The sequence below is a fragment of the Pseudomonas sp. Rh2 genome (assembly GCF_040762985.1).
Lineage (GTDB): Bacteria > Pseudomonadota > Gammaproteobacteria > Pseudomonadales > Pseudomonadaceae > Aquipseudomonas > Aquipseudomonas taiwanensis.
The window spans coordinates 1,002,425-1,023,124 of sequence record NZ_CP142890.1; the positions used below are offsets into that span (position 1 = coordinate 1,002,425).

The 20,700-nt window shown below is 62.5% G+C and carries 14 protein-coding genes; 10 read left to right on the top strand and 4 right to left on the bottom strand.

Features of this window, described 5'->3' with window-relative positions; all coding sequences use genetic code 11:
* Positions 1-99: 99 nt before the first annotated feature.
* Complete coding sequence (locus VXM67_RS04515) at positions 100-1,419, bottom strand: TldD/PmbA family protein (protein ID WP_023378402.1); 1,320 nt, start codon at positions 1,417-1,419, stop codon at positions 100-102.
* The gene (locus VXM67_RS04520; RefSeq protein ID WP_027907948.1) at positions 1,419-2,861 is read right to left on the bottom strand and encodes a TldD/PmbA family protein; all 1,443 of its coding nucleotides are present in this window, start codon (positions 2,859-2,861) and stop codon (positions 1,419-1,421) included. Before VXM67_RS04520 ends, VXM67_RS04515 begins: the two co-directional genes overlap by 1 nt.
* Positions 2,862-3,135: 274 nt before the next feature.
* Between VXM67_RS04520 and VXM67_RS04525 the strand changes: the two genes are divergently transcribed.
* Positions 3,136-3,849 carry a hypothetical protein gene (locus VXM67_RS04525; protein WP_287167181.1) on the top strand — a complete coding sequence of 238 codons (714 nt, stop codon included), beginning with the start codon at positions 3,136-3,138 and terminating at the stop codon, positions 3,847-3,849.
* A complete protein-coding gene (locus tag VXM67_RS04530) occupies positions 3,850-4,299 on the top strand; it encodes a hypothetical protein (RefSeq protein ID WP_202675834.1) in 450 nt (149 codons plus the stop codon).
* 48 nt (positions 4,300-4,347) lie between these two features.
* Here the strand turns inward: VXM67_RS04530 and VXM67_RS04535 are convergent, their stop codons facing one another.
* Together VXM67_RS04535 and putA are read right to left on the bottom strand one after the other, a co-directional pair.
* Positions 4,348-6,150: an acyl-CoA dehydrogenase gene (locus VXM67_RS04535; RefSeq protein ID WP_023378409.1), complete on the bottom strand. Its 1,803-nt coding sequence runs from the start codon at positions 6,148-6,150 to the stop codon at positions 4,348-4,350.
* Positions 6,151-6,650: 500 nt separating this feature from the next.
* Entirely contained in the window at positions 6,651-10,604 is a 3,954-nt protein-coding gene (gene putA / locus VXM67_RS04540; RefSeq protein ID WP_023378410.1) for a trifunctional transcriptional regulator/proline dehydrogenase/L-glutamate gamma-semialdehyde dehydrogenase, read from the bottom strand.
* A 355-nt stretch (positions 10,605-10,959) separates the two neighbouring features.
* On the opposite strand from putA, the gene putP reads away from it, so the two are divergent.
* From putP to VXM67_RS04580, 8 genes are all read left to right on the top strand, one after another.
* Positions 10,960-12,438 (top strand): sodium/proline symporter PutP, encoded by a 1,479-nt coding sequence (putP, locus tag VXM67_RS04545; protein ID WP_023378411.1) that lies wholly within the window; start codon positions 10,960-10,962, stop codon positions 12,436-12,438.
* A gap of 153 nt (positions 12,439-12,591) precedes the next feature.
* Positions 12,592-13,428 carry a 23S rRNA (adenine(2030)-N(6))-methyltransferase RlmJ gene (locus VXM67_RS04550; protein WP_287167176.1) on the top strand — a complete coding sequence of 279 codons (837 nt, stop codon included), beginning with the start codon at positions 12,592-12,594 and terminating at the stop codon, positions 13,426-13,428.
* Positions 13,429-13,657: 229 nt separating this feature from the next.
* The gene (locus VXM67_RS04555) at positions 13,658-15,415 is read left to right on the top strand and encodes a carbamoyltransferase (RefSeq protein ID WP_023378413.1); all 1,758 of its coding nucleotides are present in this window, start codon (positions 13,658-13,660) and stop codon (positions 15,413-15,415) included.
* Entirely contained in the window at positions 15,399-16,529 is a 1,131-nt protein-coding gene (locus tag VXM67_RS04560; RefSeq protein ID WP_367237521.1) for a glycosyltransferase, read from the top strand. The genes VXM67_RS04555 and VXM67_RS04560 overlap by 17 nt, the downstream gene beginning before the upstream one ends.
* The gene (locus VXM67_RS04565) at positions 16,529-17,425 is read left to right on the top strand and encodes an antimicrobial resistance protein Mig-14 (protein WP_023378415.1); all 897 of its coding nucleotides are present in this window, start codon (positions 16,529-16,531) and stop codon (positions 17,423-17,425) included. Before VXM67_RS04560 ends, VXM67_RS04565 begins: the two co-directional genes overlap by 1 nt.
* Positions 17,422-18,825 carry a PIG-L deacetylase family protein gene (locus VXM67_RS04570; RefSeq protein ID WP_023378416.1) on the top strand — a complete coding sequence of 468 codons (1,404 nt, stop codon included), beginning with the start codon at positions 17,422-17,424 and terminating at the stop codon, positions 18,823-18,825. The genes VXM67_RS04565 and VXM67_RS04570 overlap by 4 nt, the downstream gene beginning before the upstream one ends.
* Positions 18,826-18,871: 46 nt before the next feature.
* Positions 18,872-19,828, top strand: coding sequence for a glycosyltransferase (locus VXM67_RS04575; RefSeq protein WP_023378417.1), 957 nt, complete (start codon positions 18,872-18,874; stop codon positions 19,826-19,828).
* A 64-nt stretch (positions 19,829-19,892) separates the two neighbouring features.
* Positions 19,893-20,666, top strand: a complete 774-nt coding sequence (locus VXM67_RS04580; RefSeq protein WP_367237522.1) for a glycosyltransferase family 2 protein — start codon at positions 19,893-19,895, stop codon at positions 20,664-20,666.
* The last annotated feature ends 34 nt before the right edge of the window (positions 20,667-20,700 follow it).

Below are 20,700 nucleotides of genomic sequence, written 5' to 3' on the forward strand. Positions count from 1 at the left end.
TGTCTGTGCCGGCCGCTTCGCGGGCATACCGGTAATGCACCGGATGCTGTGCACTACCCTCAGGTACGGGCTTGCCCACGAAGAGGCCGCTAATGCCTATCACAATGTCAGGGTCAGGCTTTTGACCAGCGCCCCTGGTAAATGACTCGACCCGGTACTGCGCTGTCCATAGGTGCTGGTCGACAGGATCATTTCGCGCTCGCGGGTCAGATCCTGCAGTTGGCTACCCAGCAGGTTGAACAGGCTGTCATCGAAACGCATGGTGCTCACCGGTCCCTGGATCTTGCCGTCTTCCACCCAGAACGTGGCGAAGCGGGTCAGCCCGGTCATGCGTGCTGCCGGCAAGTCCGAGTAATTCAGGTACCAGAGGTTGCTGATGTACAGACCAGTGCCAAGCCGTTGGAGAACCTCCGAGCGGGACAGGTTTCCTGCAGCCATGCTCAGCGCGCATGGCGATTCATGGCTGTCGGCCCCATTGGCCACCCCTTCGAACTCGGCTGCACTGCGCGCACTGATCAGCCGCTGCAACGCCTCGCCTTGCTGGATCAATGGCACGTCCATGCGCGGCGAGCCCTCATCGGAAAATGCCGGGCTCAGTGAACCGCTGACTTGCTCCGTGAAGCTGACCAGCGGACTCAGCCTGGCATCCCCGTTGTAAAGGCGCTGCAAGGGGCTGTTACCGGTAGCCAGGGCCTGGGCCGAAAAGCCTCCCCAGCACAGCATGCTGGCGATTTCGTCCATGGCGGCGGGCGCCAGGTAGGCACGGTAGCTGCCAGGTTCGAGGTTAATCGCTGGGCGACCGAGGAAGCCCAACTGCTCGCGTGCCTGGCGCAGGCGGGCGGTGAAGTCATCGGCGCTCCAGACCTGTCCTGCATAGTTGGACTTCACGGCCTGGCCGTTTGCGTGGAACAGGCTCCAGTCGAAGTTGAAACTGTTGGCCTGGTGCCAGCCGAAAGCCCCGAACGAGCTGGCAAAACCTCGGTAGATCGGCCCGGCGGCGTAGATGCCGACCAGATCCAGGTCGCCGGCCTCCCGGTCGAGCAGGGCCAGTACTTCGCTCAGTTCCGGAAGTGACTGCTCCTGCAGGCTGTGGCTGTTCCAGGCGTTTTCGTCCAGGCGCAGGTAGGGGTCGACTGCCAACAGTGGCAAGGTCTGGCGCAGTTGTGCGAGAGCGTCGAACAGGCGCTGTTGGTCAAGCTGGGCGTCACCACTCAACGTCACGTGCTGTTCCGCCTGGCGTCCGTCGCGAATCAGCCGCATCTGCGCGCTGGCCTGGCTGACTTCGCCGGCCTGGCGCACCCTGGCGTGGTTGAAACGCACGAATTGCGACTGCTCGGCGCCATAGCCGAGCGTGAACTGCTCGCCCGGTTGCAGGGCGCTGCGCACCGCGCCGACCAGGGCTTCGAAAGTGCGTTTCATCAGGCGTCTCCCCCGAATACGTCGATCTGGCGGAATACGCAGGCTGGCGAAGCATGGCCGACCCGTACCACTTGGTTGGGTTCGCCCTTGCCGCAGTTGGGCGTACCGAGAACCTGGAAAGTACTACGGTCGCCGACCGCCGAGAGGTTACGCCAGAACTGCGCGGAGATGCCGCGGTAATTGGGGTTCTTGACGATGCCCTTGAGCTCGCCGTTCTCGATCAACTGGCCCCATTCGCAGCCGAACTGGAACTTGTTGCGTGCGTCGTCAATGGACCATGAGCGATTGGTGCGCATCAGGATGCCATGCTCGATGCCCTGGATCAGTTGTTCGAGCGACTGGTCGCCTGGCTCGATGTTGAGGTTGGCCATGCGGTCGATGGGTGCGCGGTTCCAGCCGCATGCCCGGCTGTTGGCCACGCCATCGAGGCCGGAGCGGAACTGCGACAGGGCGCCGCCCAGCGGGCGCAGCAACAGGCCGTCGCGAATCAGGAATTGCTTGCTGGCCTCGGTGCCGTCGTCATCGAAGCTGTAGCTGGCCAGTTCTTCGCCGATGGTGGGATCGAAGGTCACGTTCAGCAGCGTCGAGCCGTATTGCAGGTGACCGAAATCAGTGGTCTTGACGAAGCTGGTGCCGGCGTAGTTGCGTTCGTCACCCAGGATTCGGTCCATTTCCAGCGGATGGCCGATGGACTCGTGAATCTGCAGCATCATCTGGTCAGGCATCAGCAGCAGGTCACGTGGCCCGCTGGGGGTATTGGGCGCCAGCAGCAATTGCAGCGCTTCATCGGCAACACGGCGGGCCGCGCCAACCAGGCCGCAGCGCTCGATGATTTCGAAGCCCCCTTGCTGGCCAAAGTTCTCGCGGCCCAGGCTCCGGCTTTGGCTGTCCTGGCCATCGCTGGCGGTCACGCTCAGCCCAGGGAACAGGAAGCGTTGGGCATGGCGCAGCTCGGCACCGGCAGAGTTCAGGAAGGTTTGCTCGACCAGGCTAAGGCCAAGGCTCGCCTGCCAGTCCACCAGGCGGCTGTCCTTGGGTACGCTGGCCGACTCGTCGGCGAGCAGATCCAGGCAGTCGGCAAGGCTCGGCAGCGACTGGTCGTAGTTGGGCGAGATGTGATCGTGGCGTGCGCAGGCGACTGGTTGTTCGCGCAGGTCGAGCAGGCTGTGCGCAGCAATTTGCCGGGCCAGTGCCTCGGCCTGCTCCAACGCCCGCTGCAGGCCCACCTGAGACAGGTCGGCGGTGGCCGCGTAGGCCTCGACGCCATTGAGCCGGACGCTGAGCATGGCACCTTCGTCCTGGCTGAAGAGCGGCGGCTCGGCCACGTTGCGACGTACGGAAAGTGACTGGTGCGACTGCTTTACATGACGCAGGGAAAACAACTCGGCCGTACTGCGCAGCGCGGCGAAGCGCTGACGCAGCAGGGCGCCGGAATCGAACATGCGGAAACCTCCGTTGGCACGGTGGCTCCCCCTAGAACCACCCGTCTTGCATGGCGAGGCAGGTGTCGTCGCGTGCCTCGAGCAATGCCAGGTCATTATGGCAGGGCGGCAGTTCCCAGGTCAGGAAATAACGAGCGGCTTGCAGCTTGCTGAGCCGGCTCACGCCGCTACAGCGCAGAGAAAAGAGAAAAGCCCTACGCGCTATCAGGAATTGGCTGGCTAACCTTTTTTGTGGAGTGGGAGCTTGATGGATTTTTGATCAGTTGGTGTCCACATGATACTTCTGATTCCTCGCTCGAAAGCGGACGTTCACTGTTCATTTCGCTTCGAAACGCCTTTCTTTGCCGTTTATCGTGTGTCCGAATCCTTGTTAAGGCCGGACGATTTGCCGGGGCTGCATGAGCTAATCCAAGAGTGCGGATTTTCACCCCATGAGTGCTTATTTGAGTACGCCAAAAATATCACTCTAAAAAAAGTCGGTGATGGTGATTGGTTGCTAGCGTGTTCAGAGCCAATCAGTCCATTCAAGCCTAAAAGGGCTGAGTTTTGGCCCCTGCACAGCTCTCATGGCCAAGATTATTTGGAGTCAGTGACAGACAGTGCACGGGCAGAGGTTTTTTCAGCAGGATCGAACCCAACGGAAACCAGCGGGCCAGGAAAGTGGTTGTTAAAAGTGATCGATAATGATGCGTTGTGGAACATATTGGCAATAGCCTCGAATAGAACCGGCACGATTGCCAATGAAGGAAGTATGATTTTTTCGGATGGTAAGGACTGGGCAAATACTAGCCGTACACTCACACATGAATGGACTAGACTGGCGGATGACGAGCAGCACTTCGAGTCGGGCTCTGCGGTTTACCGTTATGGCACTCTGAAAAAAACGGTTCAGAAGTATGTGGAGTCGGATGACAATTGGGCGGTGAAAGGCCTGTCATGGTATTGGGTGCCGGTGACGCCCAATATTATTTTCGAACGGAAGCATTAAATGGATGAGAGGGTAGCGAGGAAGTACGTGTGGTGGGGATGGGGCGCCTTGGATGCACTGTATATGTTGAACTATGTGGCGAAGAGTGTGCTGCAAGATCGGCTCCCCTTTTTCTCAGACGCGCTGAGTGCGTTGAGGATCATTGATGATCACGGCAGCTATGCCGCTGTATTCATAACGCTGGGGTGGTGTTTGCAGTTGTCCATTGCTGCAAGTGGTATCTTGCTCTTGCGCAGGAGTCGGTGGGGTGAACGCTTGGTTTGGCTGCAGTTGCCATTTAGGTTATTGCTGTTCGTACCTTCTACATCGGTGCTGTTTTATTATATGGCTCCTCATTTTTCGCAGGGCTCAGTTGTAGGGATTGCACTTGTGGTTGCTAGCGAGCTCGCAAAGGTCTGGAGCCTGTGGTTTTTCAAAGAATCTGCACCCTCCACAGGAAGCATCACATAACGGGGAGTCGAGTTGGTATGAGCCACCGTGTTCTCGGTGGCTCCCCCTTTAGAACCACCCGTCTTGCATGGCGAGGCAGGTGTCGTCGCGTACCTCGAGCAATGCCAGGTCATTATGGCAGGGCGGCAGTTCCCAGGTCAGGAAATAACGAGCGGCTTGCAGCTTGCCGAGGTAGAAGTCGCGGTCCGCTTCGGTGCCCTTGATCAAGCCCAGCTCGGCATGAATTGCCTGCTCCAGCCAGCGCCAGCCAATGACGCAGTGGCCGAAGGCCTTGAGGTACAGCGCCGAGTTGGCCAAGGCTCCTGCGACCTTGCCCTGGGCCAAATCGCCGAGCAAGGCAAGGGTCACGGCTTGCAGCCGATTGACCAGCTGCTCGAGAGGTTGGCGCAGCGCGTCGAGGCTCGGGTGGTGGCTGGCGCGCTCGGCAGTGGCGGCGATCAGACGGACCAGCTGCTTGAGCCCGGAGCCACCGTTTTGCGCGAGCTTGCGGCCCAGCAAATCGAGTGACTGGATGCCGTGGGTGCCTTCGTGGATCGGATTCAGGCGGTTGTCGCGGTAGTACTGCTCGACCGGGTATTCGCGGGTGTAGCCGTGGCCGCCGAGAATCTGGATGGCCAGTTCGTTGGCCTTGAGGCAGAACTGCGAAGGCCATGACTTGACGATGGGCGTCAGCAGGTCGAGCAGTTCGTGGGCCTGGCGGCGTGCTGCGTCGTCGCTGGCGGTTTGAGTGTCATCGAACAGCCGCGCGGCATACAGGCCGAGGTCGAAGGCACCCTCGACATAAGCTTTCTGTGCCAGCAGCATGCGCCTGACATCAGTGTGAGCGATGATCGGCACTGCCGGGCTCTGAGGATCTTTGTTGTCCGGCAGTCGTCCTTGTGGCCGCTGGCGGGCGTATTCCAGTGAGTACAGGTAGCCTGCATAACCCAACATCACCGCACCCATGCCCACGCCGATGCGAGCTTCATTCATCATCTGGAACATGCACGCCAGGCCTTGGTGTGGCTGGCCGATCAGGTAGCCGACGCACGCGCCGTTGTCACCGAAGTTCAGTGCAGTGGACGTGGTGCCGCGCCAGCCCATCTTGTGGAACAGCCCGGCCAGCAGTACATCGTTGCGCGCGCCGCGGCTGCCATCTTCGTTGACCCGGTACTTGGGCACGATGAACAGCGAGATGCCCTTCACTCCGGGGGGCGCATCCGGCAGTTTGGCCAGGACCATGTGCACGATGTTTTCCGACAGTTCGTGATCGCCGCCGGAAATGAAAATCTTGTTGCCCTTGATGCGGTAGCTGCCGTCGCCAGCAGGTTCGGCGCGGGTGCGGATGTCGGCCAGCGACGAGCCCGCGTGGGGTTCGGTCAGGGCCATGGTGCCGAAGTAGCGGCCCTCGATCATCGGCTGGAGGAACAGGCGTTTCTGTTCCTCGGTGCCGAAGCTTTCGATCAGGTTGGCCGCACCCATGGTCAGGAACGGGTAGGCCGTGGTGCCAGCGTTGGCGGCCTGGAAATGGGCGAAGCAGGCCTGCGAGAGCAGGCTTGGCAGCTGCATGCCGCCCACTTCGAAGTCACGGTTGGCGTTGAGGAAGCCGGCTTCCAGAAACGCATCGACGGCCGGTTTCACGTCCGGGATCAATTCCGCGCGGCCATCCACGTAGCGCGGCTCGTGCTCGTCGCCTTTGCGGTTGTGTGGGGCGAAGAACTTTTCGGCGATGGTACGGGCGGTGGTGAGCGCCGCGTCGAAAGTCTCGCGGCTGTGCTCGGCGAAGCGCGGGCGCTGGGTCAGGGCCTCGGCGTCGAGGACTTCGTAGAGTTCGAAGGCAAGGTTGCGTGGGCTGAGCAGGGTCTCGGGCATGGTGGCGGTCCTTGGACGGGCTTGGGGCGAGTCTAGGGCTGCTGTTTTGGTAGGGACAGGGTTATTGGTGTTGGTGATATGGGAGAAGAAGGCGGAGCGGCAGCTGGATGGAAGGCGTGATGGCGGGCAGGTGCTTGTCGTTGGTTTGGCTGGGGTCTTGAGATCGAGCGCCGCCCGCGCGGCGCATCGCGAGCAAGGCTCGCTCCTACGTCTGTTTCGGGCCAGTAACGCCAGTGGCAGACGCGCGCGACCGTCTTGTTTGGACGACTCGATATCGCGCCGTTCACCAAATCGGTCGCGCGCCAATATCACAGGAATAATTGGCCCGAAACAAACGTAGGAGCGAGCCTTGCTCGCGATGCGCCGCGCGGGCGGCGCTCGATCTCACGGCCACTGCAACGCCTACGTCGACCCCCCCTGAAGCATCGCCATATGCATTACCTGAACGCCAGCCAAAAAAAGGAGAGCCTAAGCTCTCCTTCCTTTTCGCATCAGCCCAATCAGCCAATGGTCATCAAGCTGGCGTTACCGCCCGCCGCTGCGGTGTTCACACTTACCGCGCGCTCGATCACCAATCGCTCCAGCGCAATCTGATGGTCGCCGCTGGACAGCCCGTGAACGCCGACGATCGCACCGGCACGCTTGGCCACCTGTTGGCAAATGCCGCGCAGCTGGTCCGAGTCGCCATGATGGAGGACTGCATCGAAGGCCACTTCGTCCTTGTTCCAGTCAGCCACCAGCTTGACCTTGGCCTGCAGCTCTTTCGGCAGGCGGGCGCGCAGGCTCTTGGCCGGTTCGCCATCCTGGAACACCGCCGAGCTGCCGACCGCCAGCACTGCAGCCAACTGAGCCAGCAGGTCCGCTTCGTTGTCCGCCAGGCACAGCACGTGCTCGCGTGGCAGGATGGTGTAGCTGTTGCGCTCGCCAGTCGGTCCTGGCAGGACGCGGGAGATACCGCTTTGCGACTGCGCGGCGAACTGCTCGCAGAGGGCGGCCAGATCGCTCAGCTGGTTGCTGTCTGCCCAGGCCTTGAGGCTGTGCAGCGGCTTGGTCAGCTGTTCGTGCAAGGTGCGGTCCGGCTTGCCTTCGCCATCCTGATGCTGGAAGTGACGGGCAATGGCATCGGCCGGACGGGTCGACAGCAGGCGATACAGGTACAGCGGGCCGCCCGCTTTCGGGCCGGTGCCGGACAGGCCTTCGCCACCGAATGGCTGTACACCCACCACCGCGCCGACGATGTTGCGGTTGACGTACATGTTGCCAGCGTTAGCGGTCTCGACCACCTTGGCGATGGTCTCGTCGATACGGGTATGCACGCCGAGGGTCAGGCCATAGCCGGAAGCATTGATCTGCTCGATCAGCTGGTCGAGGTTGCGGCGGTTGTAGCGCACGACGTGCAGCACAGGACCAAAGATCTCGCGCTTGAGCTCGTCGAAGCTCTCCAGTTCGATCAGGGTCGGCATGACGAAGGTGCCGCGCTTGCATTCCTCGGCGTTGGCGATGGCGACCTGGTAGACCGAGCGACCTTTCTCGCGCATACCCTGGATGTGCTTCTCGATGCCAGCCTTGGCCTCGGCGTCGATCACCGGGCCGATGTCCACGGCCAAGCGGTCCGGGTTGCCCAGGCGGCTTTCGGCCATGGCGCCCTTGAGCATCTCGATCACGCGGTCAGCGGAGTCTTCCTGCAGGCACAGGACCCGCAGGGCCGAGCAACGCTGGCCAGCACTGTCGAAGGCCGAGGACACCACGTCGATTACCACCTGTTCGGTCAGGGCCGAAGAGTCGACGATCATTGCGTTCTGGCCACCGGTTTCGGCGATCAGCGGAATTGGGCGGCCCTGGTTGTCCAGGCGACCGGCGACGTTGCGTTGCAGCAGGCGAGCAACTTCGGTGGAGCCGGTGAACATGACACCCTTGACGCGCTCGTCACCGACCAGGCCGGCGCCGACGGTTTCACCGCGGCCTGGCAGCAGTTGCAGCACGCCTTCCGGAATGCCGGCTTCCAGCAGCAGACGCACGGCCTGGGCTGCGATCAGCGGGGTTTGCTCGGCCGGCTTGGCCAGCACCGGGTTACCGGCAGCCAGCGCCGCGGCCACTTGGCCGGTGAAGATCGCCAGCGGGAAGTTCCACGGGCTGATGCACACCACCGGGCCCAGTGGGCGGTGGGCGTCGTTGCTGAAGTCGTTGCGTGCCTGTACTGCGTAGTAGCGCAGGAAGTCCACCGCCTCGCGCACTTCGGCGATGGCGTTGGCGAAGGTCTTGCCGGCTTCGCGGATGAGCAGGCCCATCAGCGGCTGGATCTCGGCTTCCATCAGGTCGGCGGTGCGTTCGAGGATCGCCGCGCGTTCGGCCGGTGGAGTGGCCTGCCAGATCGGCCCGGCATTGAGCGCGCACTGGATGGCGTTGTCTACGTCGGCAACCGTGGCTTCCTGAACGTGACCGACCACGTCACGATGGTCGGCTGGGTTCAGTACCGGCGCGGCAGTGCTTTCGCTGGCGGCGCAGGCCAGCAGCGGGGCGGCTTTCCAGTCGTTGTGAGCGGTGGCCAGCATGGCGCAGGACAGCGACGCCAGGCGATGTTCGTTGGCCATGTCGATACCAGCGGAGTTGGCTCGCTCGGTGCCGTACAGATCACGCGGCAGCGGGATGCGCGGGTGTGGCAGGCCGATGCTGCCTTCCTGAGTGGCCATGCGCTCGATGCTGGCGACTGGGTCGGCGACCAGTTCCTGGATCGAGATCGAGTGGTCGGCAATGCGGTTGACGAACGAGGTGTTGGCGCCGTTTTCCAGCAGACGACGTACCAGGTAGGCCAGCAGCGTTTCGTGCGTACCGACCGGTGCATAGACGCGGCACGGGCGGTTGAGCTTGCCTTCGGAGATCTTGCCGACAACCTGCTCGTACAGCGGCTCGCCCATGCCGTGCAGGCACTGGAACTCATACTGGCCCGGATAGTAGTTCTGGCCGGCGATGTGGTAGATGGCCGACAGGGTGTGGGCGTTGTGGGTGGCGAACTGCGGGTAGATGGCTTCTGGCACCGACAGCAGCTTGCGGGCACAGGCGATGTAGGAAACGTCGGTGTACACCTTGCGGGTATAGACCGGGTAGCCTTCCAGGCCTTCCACTTGGGCGCGCTTGATCTCGCTGTCCCAGTAGGCGCCTTTCACCAGTCGGATCATCAGGCGGTGACGGCTGCGCTTGGCCAGGTCGATGACGTAGTCGATCACGTACGGGCAGCGCTTCTGATAGGCCTGGATAACGAAACCGATACCGTTCCAGCCTGCCAGCGACGGCTCGAAGCACAGGCGCTCGAGCAGGTCGAGGGACAGTTCGAGGCGGTCGGCTTCTTCGGCGTCGATGTTCAGGCCGATGTCGTACTGCTTGGCCAGCAGGGTCAGTGACAGCAGGCGCGGGTACAGCTCTTCCATCACGCGCTCGTACTGGGCGCGGCTGTAGCGTGGGTGCAGGGCCGACAGCTTGATGGAGATGCCCGGGCCTTCATAGATGCCGCGGCCATGGGAGGCCTTGCCGATCGAGTGAATGGCTTGTTCGTAGGACGCCAGGTATTTCTGCGCATCGTGCTCGGTCAGTGCGGCTTCGCCGAGCATGTCGTAGGAATAGCGGAAACCTTTGGACTCGAAACGGCTGGCGTTGGCCAGGGCTTCGGCGATGGTTTCACCGGTGACGAACTGCTCACCCATCAGGCGCATGGCCATGTCGACGCCCTTGCGGATCATCGGTTCGCCGCTCTTGCCGATGATGCGGGTGAGCGAGGAGGTCAGGCCGGATTCGTTGTGGGTGCTGACCAGCTTGCCGGTCAGCAGCAGGCCCCAGGTGGCGGCGTTGACGAACAGCGACGGGCTGTTGCCCAGGTGCGGCTGCCAGTTGCCAGTACTGATCTTGTCGCGGATCAGGGCGTCGCGAGTGCCTTTGTCAGGGATGCGCAGCAGGGCTTCGGCCAGGCACATCAGGGCTACGCCCTCCTGGGACGACAGCGAAAACTCCTGCAGCAGGCCCTGGACGATACCGGCACGGCCTCCAGCGCTCTTCTGGTTACGCAATTTTTCAGCGATGCCGGCGGCCATCTTGTTGGTGGCTTCGGCTTGCGCTGCGCTCAGGCGAGCCTGCTCCAGCAGCATCGGAATGACTTCCTGCTCCGGACGGCGATAGGCGGCAGTGATGGCCGAGCGCAGTACCGATTGCGGCAGGATGCTCTCGGCGAACTCGAGGAAGCACTGGTGGACGTGGTCGGGCTGGACTTCGCCAGCTTCGTCCGCCAGGTTGCTGGCATGACCGTTGAGTTCGGTCAGGGTGGCGCCACCCTCTAGCTTCTCCAGATAGTTGAAGATCGCTTGCTTGATCAACCAATGCGGCGTGCGGTCGATGGACTGCGCAGCTGCTTTGAGTCGCTCACGGGTCGGGTCGTCGAGTTTGACCCCAAGGGTGGTCGTCGCCATTTCTTATCCTCGTTATTGCCACGGCTGTGGCCTAAGCTGTGCCAAGAGTATCCGTAGGTGTTTCCGGGTGCAACCAGGTGCAACCCGAATTTTTTCGGGAAAAGGTGCAACTCGTCCGGTCGGGTGCTTGGCATCCGAAAATGAGGCGTTCCTGGTGCAATTTCTTCTGAAAAACGGGGTTTTTGCTCCAAAAGGGAGCAAGAAATCGGCTTTCTCTGAAAACGCTCGGGCAGGTGCAACTTGCAAGTGAAAAATGGTTGCACCCACTTTGCGTTGTTGCATAGGATTCGCCGCCTGGGTGCAACCGTCTCGCTACGGTTGCGCATGAGATAAAAACAAACGCCAGGGCACACGCATGGGCAATCCACTAACGATCACCTTCGTGATCTACATCGCGGCAATGGTGCTGATCGGCTTCGCCGCCTATCGCTCCACCAAGAACCTTTCCGACTACATCCTTGGCGGTCGTAGCCTGGGCAGCGTGGTTACCGCGCTTTCCGCCGGCGCTTCCGACATGAGCGGCTGGCTGCTGATGGGCCTGCCGGGCGCCATCTACTTCGCAGGTCTTTCCGAAGCCTGGATCGCCATTGGCCTGACCATCGGTGCCTACCTCAACTGGCTGTTCGTCGCCGGTCGTCTGCGTGTGCAGACCGAGTACAACGGCGATGCGCTGACCCTGCCGGACTATTTCTCGAGCCGGTTCGAGGACAACAGCGGTCTGCTGCGAGTCATCTCGGCCATCGTGATCCTGGTGTTCTTCACCATCTATTGCGCCTCCGGCATCGTTGCGGGCGCCCGTCTGTTCGAAAGCACCTTCGGCATGTCCTACGAGACTGCACTGTGGGCCGGTGCTGCCGCGACCATCGCCTACACCTTCGTCGGCGGCTTCCTGGCAGTGAGCTGGACCGACACCGTGCAGGCTTCGCTGATGATCTTCGCGCTGATCCTCACCCCGATCATCGTGCTGATCTCCACTGGCGGCTTCGATACCACCTTCCTGGCCATCGAGGCGCAGAACCCGGCGAACTTCGACATGTTCCGCGGTGCGACCTTCATCGGTGTCATCTCGCTGATGGGTTGGGGCCTGGGCTACTTCGGCCAGCCGCACATCCTGGCACGCTTCATGGCAGCCGATTCGGTCAAGTCCATCGCCAACGCCCGTCGCATTTCGATGACCTGGATGATCCTGTGCCTGGCCGGTACCTGCGCCGTCGGCTTCTTCGGCATCGCCTACTTCTCGGCTCACCCTGAGCTGGCAGGCCCGGTCACCGAAAACCACGAGCGCGTATTCATCGAGCTGGCCAAGATCCTGTTCAACCCTTGGATCGCCGGTGTGCTGCTGTCGGCCATTTTGGCGGCGGTGATGAGCACCCTGAGCTGCCAGCTGCTGGTGTGCTCCAGTGCGCTGACCGAAGACTTCTACAAATCGTTCCTGCGCAAGAATGCGTCCCAGAAGGAACTGGTCTGGGTCGGTCGCCTGATGGTGCTGGCCGTTGCCCTGATCGCCATCGCCATGGCGTCCAATCCGGAAAACCGCGTGCTGGGCCTGGTGGCATACGCCTGGGCAGGCTTCGGCGCCGCGTTCGGTCCGGTCGTTCTGATCTCGGTGCTGTGGAAAGGCATGACCCGTAACGGCGCGCTGGCTGGCATCGTGGTCGGTGCACTCACCGTGATCCTGTGGAAGAACTATGTAGGTCTGGGTCTGTACGAAATCATTCCAGGCTTCCTGTTCGCCACCCTCGCCATCCTGTTGGTGAGCAAGCTGGGCAGCCCGTCGAAGAGCATGGTCACTTGCTTCGAGAAGGCTGATGCCGCGTATCACGCTGGCAAGTAATGCCTGCTGACTCGGTGTAGTCCTGCGCCGCCAAGCCGGCTCCTGCGTCCCCTGCAGGAGTCGGCCTGCCGGCGAAGGCTGGCCACCGATCGGCTGCCGGGCCTGACTCCGCCCGCAAGGCAAGGTAAACTTGCCGCCCCCGCAGGAGTTGCCATGAACTATCGTCACGCCTTCCACGCCGGCAACCACGCCGACGTCCTCAAGCACATCGTGCTGACTCGCCTCATCGCCCTGATGTCGCGCAAGGAACAGCCGTTCGCCTATATCGACACCCACGCCGGCCTTGGGCTGTATGACCTGCAAGGCGACCAGGCTACCCGCACCGGCGAGTATCTCGAAGGCGTCGCCCGGCTGTGGAATCGCGATGACCTGCCGGCAGCGACCGCCGATTACCTGCGCATCATCAAACGCCTGAATGCCGATGGCGAGCTGCGTTACTACCCCGGTTCGCCTGAGCTGGCCCGGCGCCTGATGCGCCAGCAGGACCGTGCGCTGCTCAACGAGAAGCACCCTGAAGACGGTCCGCTGCTCAAGGAAAACATGAAGAAAGACCCGCGTGTGGTCGTGCACCTGGGTGAGGGTTGGCATGTGCCGCGGGCATTGCTGCCGGTACAGGAAAAGCGCGCGATCATGCTGATCGATCCGCCATTCGAGCAGGCTGACGAGCTCAAGCGTTGTACCGTGGCGATGAAAGAGGCCATCGGCCGCATGCGCCAGACCGTCGCGGCCATCTGGTACCCGATCAAGGACCAGCGCTCGCTGACCCGCTTCTATCAGGACCTGACCAGCACCGGCGCGCCGAAGCTGCTGCGGATCGAGCTGTACGTGCATCACCAGGACAGCCCGCAGGGGCTCAACGGCTCCGGCCTGGCCATCGCCAACCCGCCATGGGGCCTGGAGGAAGAGCTCAAGGAGCTGCTGCCATGGCTGGCCAAGGAGCTGGCCCAAACCGCGGGCAGCTATCGTATGGACTGGCTGATCGCTGAATAACCGATCGGCATGTTTCACTGTGGGGGCGGCCTTGTGTCGCGAAAGGCTTGCACGACACCCCCGCCAATCCCGCAGTGAGCTCGGCGCGCGTCGGCGGCCCTTTCGCGACACAAGGCCGCCCCTACAACGACCGTGCAGGCCATGCTGTTTGCGTTATAATCCCGCCTTTTAGCCGCCACCCGCCTATGAGGCCGCTGGCGCATCTCTACCGAATGAAGAGGCTAGTCCCTTGGCATTGACGATTCTTGGCCTGTCCGGCGCCCTTAGCCATGACCCTTCCGCGGCCCTGTACATCGACGGCAAACTGATTGCCGCCGCCGAAGAAGAGCGCTTCGTGCGTGACAAGCATGCGAAGAACCGCATGCCCTACGAGTCGGCGAAGTTCTGCCTGGAGCAGGCTGGCATCAAACCGTCCGATGTGGACGTGGTGGCCATTCCGTTCGCCCCGATCAGCCTGTTCGGCAAGGCCCGCTGGCACTATGCCAAGCGCTATTGGTACGCCCCGGACCGCGCGCTCGACGCCATCCTGATGGGCAACCGTCGCTACAAGCGCTACCGCAAGAAGATCGTCTGGTGCCTGGAACAACTCGGCTTCGACCCGAAAAAGGTCAAGATCGAACCCGTCGAACACCACCTGGCGCACGCTTCCAGTGCCTACCACTGCTCGGGCTTCAAGGAAAAAACCGCGATCCTCGGCATCGACGGCAAGGGCGAGTACGCCACCACCTTCTTTGGCTACGGCGAAAACGGCAAGATCCACAAGATCAAGGAGTTCTTCGATCCGGACTCGCTGGGCGGCCTGTATGGCGCGATCACCGAGTTCCTCGGTTTCGAAATGCTCGACGGCGAGTTCAAGGTCATGGGCATGGCGCCGTACGGCGATGCCAGCAAGTACGACTTCTCCCGCCTGGCCAGCTTCGAGAATGGCGAACTGGTGATCAACACCGAGTACGCCAACGTCATCGGCCTGCGCCGCTATAAAGAGAAGGGCAAAGGCTTCTACTTCTCGCCGAAGCTCATCGAGTGGCTGGGGCCGAAGCGTGAAGGCGATATCGCCGACGAGCCGTACATTCACTACGCGGCCAGCATGCAGGCGCTGTTCGAGAAAATCGCCCTGCAGATGATCGACTACTACCTGGGCGACACCCTCAAGCAGACCGGCAAGCTCGCTTTCGCCGGCGGCTGCGCGCTGAACGTCAAGCTCAACCAGAAAATCATCGCTCGCCCCGACGTCAAGGAGCTGTTCGTCCAGCCGGCTTCCGGCGACGCCGGTACCGCCGTGGGTGCCGCAGCCTATGTTTCCCATGCCCGGGGCGTGCCGGTCGAGAAGATGGAACACGTCTACCTCGGCCCGTCCTACTCCAACGAGGACGTGATCGCCGCCTGTGCCCGTCACCCGAGCGCGCCGAAGTGGCGCAAGATCGACGACATGCCGCAGCGCATCGCCAAGATCATGGTCGACGGCAACCCGGTGGCCTGGTTCCAGGGCCGGATGGAGTTCGGTCCGCGTGCCCTGGGCGGCCGTTCCATCATCGGCTGCCCGAGCGTGCCGGGCGTGGCCGACCGCATCAACGAGCAGATCAAGTTCCGCGAACGCTGGAGACCTTTCTGCCCGTCGATGCTCGACACCGTGGCACCGCAGATGATCAAGGTCGATCACCCTGCGCCGTTCATGACCTTCACCTTCGAAGTGGCCGAAGAGTGGAAGACCCGTGTGCCGGAAGTGGTCCACGAGGACGGCACCTCCCGTGCCCAGGTGCTCAAGCGCGAGTACAACCCGCGTTACTACGACATGATGAAGGCCCTGGAAGACCTGACTGGCAACGGTGTGTCGCTGAACACCTCGTTGAACCGTCGTGGCGAACCCATGATCTGCTCGCCGACCGATGCCTTGAACATGTTCTTCGGCTCGGACCTGCAGTACCTGATCATGGAAGACATCCTGGTCGTCAAGGACGGTGCGGCCCCGTATGACCAGCCGCTCTGACCTGCGCGTCCTGCAGTTCTGCCATGGCTATGACGGGCCGTTCCTCGACTGTGCCCGTCAGTACGCCAGCCTGTTCCAGGGCACCGGCTACAAAGTCACCACGGTGTTCCTCACCGGCGCCGCCGACCCGCAGGTTGCCGCTGGCTGTGCGTCGGACGAGGTGCTGTTCCTGGAGTTCAGCTCCAAGGCCGTGCGTGGCCTGAAGCTCGGGGCTATCCGCGCATTGCGCCGGATTGCCGCCGAGCGCGAATTCAGTTTCTGCATCGCCCACCGCTTCAAGCCGATCTATATTGCGTTGCTGGGCACAGGGTTGCCGGTGATCGGCGTGCACCATGCCTTCGGTGACTATGAGCGCAAAGGTCGTCGGCTGTTCGCCAACCTGTTCAGCAAGCGCTTGAGCCTGCTCGGTGTGTCCGATGCCGTGCGTGACGACATGCGCCGTTGCTTGCCACAGTGGCCGGCTGAGCGTATCCAGACGCTCTACAACCGAATCGACATCCAAGCCTTGCAGGCCTCGCTCGTGCCCCGAGCCAAAGCCCGCGAGGCCTTGGGCCTGGATGCGCAGGCCTGGGTCGTCGGCAACGTTGGCCGGCTGCATCCAGACAAGGACCAGGCGACCTTGCTGCGAGGCTTTGCCCAGGCACTGCCAGGGCTGCCCGCCGGATCGCGGCTGGCCATACTGGGGCAAGGGCGTCTGGAGGGTAAGCTCAAGGCGCTGGCCGGCGAGTTGGGTATCGCCGGCCAGGTGGATTTCCTGGGCCAGGTGCCGAACGCTCGCTGTTATTTCCAGGCGTTCGATGTTTTTGCCCTGAGCTCTGACCACGAACCTTTCGGCATGGTCCTGCTCGAAGCCATGGTTGCCGGGGTGCCGGTGCTGGCCACGGCCTGCGGCGGTGCCCGCGAAGTGGTCGAGGGCGTGGGCGTGCTGTTCACGCTGGGCGATGCTGCGCAGCTGGCGCAGGGCCTGCAGCACATGGCGCAGCTGGATGCGCAGCAACGCCAGGCCTGCGCCGGACACATGCTTGAGCGCCTGCACGAGCGTTTCTCCGACGCGGCCGTGCGTGAGGCCTTCTGGCAGTTGCCGCAGGTGCGTGCGATGGTGGCGCAGGCGTGATGCTCAATCATATTCAAGCGTTTCGCGAGCGTGGCTGGCAGGCCATCGACGCTGCAACCTATGCCGAAGTCTGGGGGCGGTACGGGGGAAGCGTCGCGACGCATCCGCTGGTGGTCGAGCAGTTGGCCCAACTGGCGCGAATTCCCGTGCGTTACCTGGGCTGGCAGCAGGGCGGCGAGCTCAAGGCCGCGATTCCCACCTGGGGGCGACACCTGGCGCTGTCCAAGGACGTGCTCAAACGTGCCGGCAAGAAAGGCCTTTTCGACCTGGGCAATGCCGAGATCATCCTGCCTGCCGCCGCGCAGGCAGGAGCCCCGTTGCGTCATGCCGGGCGTTATTTGTCCGAGCTCAACCAGGGGCGGTTCATCGGCCTCAAGGCGCAACCAGAGCAACTGGCTATGGCGCGGGCACACGAAGACCTGTCGAAGAAATTTCGCTACAACCAGCGCCGCGAGCTGCGCCTGTTGGAAGAGGCGGGCGGTGTGGTACGCCCGATCGGCGACTTCAGCGCCAGCGACATCGCCGCCATGTACTGCGACCTGTTCCAGCGGCGCTGGGGCTTCCCGGCCACCGGTGCGGCGCACATGGCCGAGGTGCTGGAGCGTCTTCGCGAGCTGCTGATCGGCTCGGTGCTGATGCTGGATGGCAATGCTATTGCGATCCAGTTGGTGTATCGGGTCGAGGCGCCGGAGTGGGTCAGCGTCGAGTACATCAACGGCGGCGTCGATCCCGAAACCAAGGCCTTCAGCCCCGGTAGTGTGTTGAGCTTCCTCAATACCCAGGCGGCCTGGGACGACGCACAGGCGCGCAACAAGCCACTGCGTTTCTCGTTCGGGCGCGCCGACCGCGAGTACAAGGACCGCTGGTGCAACCCCGTGCCGGTGTTCCAGGTATGAGCCGCAAGCAGCAGTTGCTCAAGCGTCACCGGCGCAACAAACGCCTTGGCCTGCTGGCCAGCCTCGGGCTCTTGCTGGCCTTGGGCTGGCTGACCTGGTGGTGGCTGGCGCTGCTGCTGTTGCCTGTCCTGTGGGCGGCCCATGAGGCTTGGTTCGCCGACCACCTGTTCTATACCCCGGGGGAAGACTACGTCTATCGCTTCGGTGACCAGACCCGCGAGGCAAAGGCCAGCCTGCAAGGTGGCACGCTGCGCACCGACGCCGCACTGAATGGCGATGAAACCTTGGTGCTGCAAGTGCGCGTCAAGAGCCGCTGGCTCGGGCGCTTCCTCGACCCGCGTGTCGAACTGTTCAGCGACGGAGGGCAGGACAGCCAGGCATTCGAGCGTGGCGTCGATGGCGTGCGTTTTCTCAACCTTACCGGCCTTGCTGCCCCGCTACAGGCAGGGAAATTGCGGTTGCGCGGACGTTGCTGCCGGCTGCAGGGCGAGCCACGGCTGTGGATAACCCCCAGCGTCGAGCTGCAGCGTCGCCGGGTGATGGTCATCGCTCCCCACGCCGATGACGCCGAGCTGGCGGCCTATGGACTCTACAGCCAGGCTGACGAAACCTGGGTGGTGACGCTGACTGCAGGCGAGATCGAAGCCGAGCATTACCAGCGGATGGGAATGAGCGGTGCCGAGGCGGCGCGGTTGAAGGGTCGCCTGCGCGCCTGGGACAGCATTGCCGTACCGCGTTGGGCCGGCGTTCCGGAGTCTCGCTGCGTCCAGCTGGGTTATTTCTGCCTGCAATTGCCCGCCATGCAGGCCGCGCCCGACCAGCCAGCTGTTTCCCGTGAAGCCGAGATGGTCGATATTCGCCCGTTTCGCCAGTTCAACCCGTTCCCGTTGCCGGCCGACAGCGATGGCCGGCCGACCTGGAACAACCTGCTGGCCGACCTGCGTGCCCTGTTGGAGCTGGCCAGGCCCGAGGTGCTGGTGATGCCGCATCCGCAACTCGACCCTCATCCAGACCATATCTGTGCCCAGGCTGCTGTGCTGGAGGCCCTGCAGGGCCTGGCGTGGCAACCGCAGACCCTGCTGTGCTACGCCAACCATCTGCACGACAACGACCGCTGGCCGATGGGGGACAGTGGCGATGGCGTAGCCTTGCCGCCGCAGCTGAGCGCCGACCAAGCCTGGGCGCCTTGCAGCCTGGTGCTGGACGTGGCAACTCAGCGCGACAAGGCGATGGCCCTGGGCATGATGCACGACCTGCAACCGCCCGCGCCGTTCAAGCGACGTGTGCGTCGGCTGCTGCAGCGCTGGCTGGCCGGGCGCCGTCCATCGCCCTACGGGGAGAACGAATTCTTCCGTAAGGCCGTGCGCCGGCATGAACTGTTCTGGCGGCGTGAGCTGTAACACGCCTCCGGTTGACCGAGTTGGCGCCGAGCGCCCAAGGAATGCAATGAAAGTCCTATTTCTGGTGCAGAAGGAACAACGGGCGATTCTCGACCGCCTGTACGATGGCGTCGCGGCCAACTGCGAGTGCGACCTGCGCTGGCTGAGCAGCGAGGACCAACGCAACCTGCGCCGTTACTTCAAGCGTGAAGTGGATGTCGAGCGCTACGACCGGATTCTGTTCTTCCTGCGTTTCAAGCAGGAGATCCGCCAGGTGGCATTCATCCGCAGCGTACCGAACCTGGTCATCCTCGAACACGATGCCTACCAGAACTACATCCCCTGCAAGTACACCGGCAAGTTCAGCGCGCACTACCGCAAGCTGCCGTGGGCGCGGGTGATCAGTTCGGGCTACATGGTCAGCGAACGCCTGCGCCAGGAGGGTTTCGACGCGGTGTTCGTGCCCAAGGGCTATGATGAGCAACTGCTGGCCGACCAGGGGCGCGAGCGCGATATCGAACTCGCGTTCGTCGGCAGCACCAAAAGCGTGGCCTACAGTGGCCGCAAGGCCCTGCTGGACGAACTGGGACGGGTCGAAAACCTGGTGGTGACCCGCACCAAGTCGGGTGAGGACTACTGCAACACGCTCAATCGCATCCGCTTCTTCGTCAGCGCCGATGTCGGCATGGGCGAGTACATGATCAAGAATTTCGAGGCCATGGCCTGCGGCTGCGTGCTGCTGGCCTATGATCAGGGCGAGGCGGAGAACCGCGCCCTGGGACTTGAGGACATGCACAACGTAGTCCTTTACGACAGCATTCCAATGCTGCAGGAAAAACTTCGTATACTGCGTGCAGACCCTTCGCTGGCTCAGCGGATTGCAGAAAATGGACGACGTTTGTCCGTATCCCGTTTCAGCTTCGCGGAAGTAGGTCGTAGCATCGTCGAACACATGCGCCCTGCACTGAGGCCTCATCCCCCGCTGACGTTCTTGCAGCGGCTTCGTCTCAAGCTCGGCATCTGACCAGCAGGCGTTTCGCTCGCCAGGGACGGTGAGCAGCGGTTGAAAGCATTGCGGAGGGAATCCGGTGCGCTTTTCCGTTGATAGTGACATCACGCTCGTCGTGACCAGTTGTGGACGGTTCGATCTGCTCAGGCAGACCCTGGACAGTTTCGACCGTTGCAACACAGCACCCATTCGCGAGGTCTTCATCACCGAGGACTCAGGCGACGACGCCGTGCACGCCTGCGTGCCCGAGCACTGGAAGCCCCACTGCCAGGTGTTCGTCAATCGGCCCAAGCTCGGTCAGTTGGCCTCGATCGACCTGGCCTACCGTCACGTCAAGACACCCTACATCTTCCACTGCGAGGATGACTGGAAGTTCTACCGGCAAGGTTTCGTCGAGGACTCCCATGCCATTCTGGAGGCCAGTCCGAGCCTTTTGCAGGTCTGGCTTCGCAGTTACGCGCACGATCTGGCGATTCACAGCCCCTACATTCACCTGGGTGAGCGCCAGGTGATTGCCGGCGTGCCCTGTTATCCGTTGCTTTCCGACAAGGCCGACTGGCAGGCGTTTTCCCTCAATCCCGGCCTGCGACGGCTGAGCGATTATCAGCGGCTTGCACCACTTGCCGCCTATGCTGGGGAGAAGGCGCTTTCCCGACGTTACGCCGAGTTGAACCTGGCCGCCGTGACTCTTGAGGGCGATGCGGTCTTGCACACCGGCTTCGGCATGCATGTGACCTTGCCCGGAGAAGACCGGCGCAAGGCCAGGCGGCGCAAGCGTGATCGGGTGAAGCTGGCATTGACGCTGCTGATAGGCGCGCTGCTTGGTATGGGAATTACCCTGTTCGTTCACTGAGATCGCAGTCCCACCTGGTTCGAGCGGGAGGGGA

Bases quoted from the DNA above. Each gene is read 5' to 3' on its own strand.
- VXM67_RS04515 (WP_023378402.1), bottom strand. From the start codon at position 1,419: ATGAAACGCACTTTCGAAGCCCTGGTCGGCGCGGTGCGCAGCGCCCTG.
- VXM67_RS04520 (WP_027907948.1), bottom strand. From the start codon at position 2,861: ATGTTCGATTCCGGCGCCCTGCTGCGTCAGCGCTTCGCCGCGCTGCGC.
- VXM67_RS04525 (WP_287167181.1), top strand. From the start codon at position 3,136: ATGATACTTCTGATTCCTCGCTCGAAAGCGGACGTTCACTGTTCATTT.
- VXM67_RS04530 (WP_202675834.1), top strand. From the start codon at position 3,850: ATGGATGAGAGGGTAGCGAGGAAGTACGTGTGGTGGGGATGGGGCGCC.
- VXM67_RS04535 (WP_023378409.1), bottom strand. From the start codon at position 6,150: ATGCCCGAGACCCTGCTCAGCCCACGCAACCTTGCCTTCGAACTCTAC.
- putA (WP_023378410.1), bottom strand. From the start codon at position 10,604: ATGGCGACGACCACCCTTGGGGTCAAACTCGACGACCCGACCCGTGAG.
- putP (WP_023378411.1), top strand. From the start codon at position 10,960: ATGGGCAATCCACTAACGATCACCTTCGTGATCTACATCGCGGCAATG.
- VXM67_RS04550 (WP_287167176.1), top strand. From the start codon at position 12,592: ATGAACTATCGTCACGCCTTCCACGCCGGCAACCACGCCGACGTCCTC.
- VXM67_RS04560 (WP_367237521.1), top strand. From the start codon at position 15,399: ATGACCAGCCGCTCTGACCTGCGCGTCCTGCAGTTCTGCCATGGCTAT.
- VXM67_RS04565 (WP_023378415.1), top strand. From the start codon at position 16,529: ATGCTCAATCATATTCAAGCGTTTCGCGAGCGTGGCTGGCAGGCCATC.
- VXM67_RS04570 (WP_023378416.1), top strand. From the start codon at position 17,422: ATGAGCCGCAAGCAGCAGTTGCTCAAGCGTCACCGGCGCAACAAACGC.
- VXM67_RS04575 (WP_023378417.1), top strand. From the start codon at position 18,872: ATGAAAGTCCTATTTCTGGTGCAGAAGGAACAACGGGCGATTCTCGAC.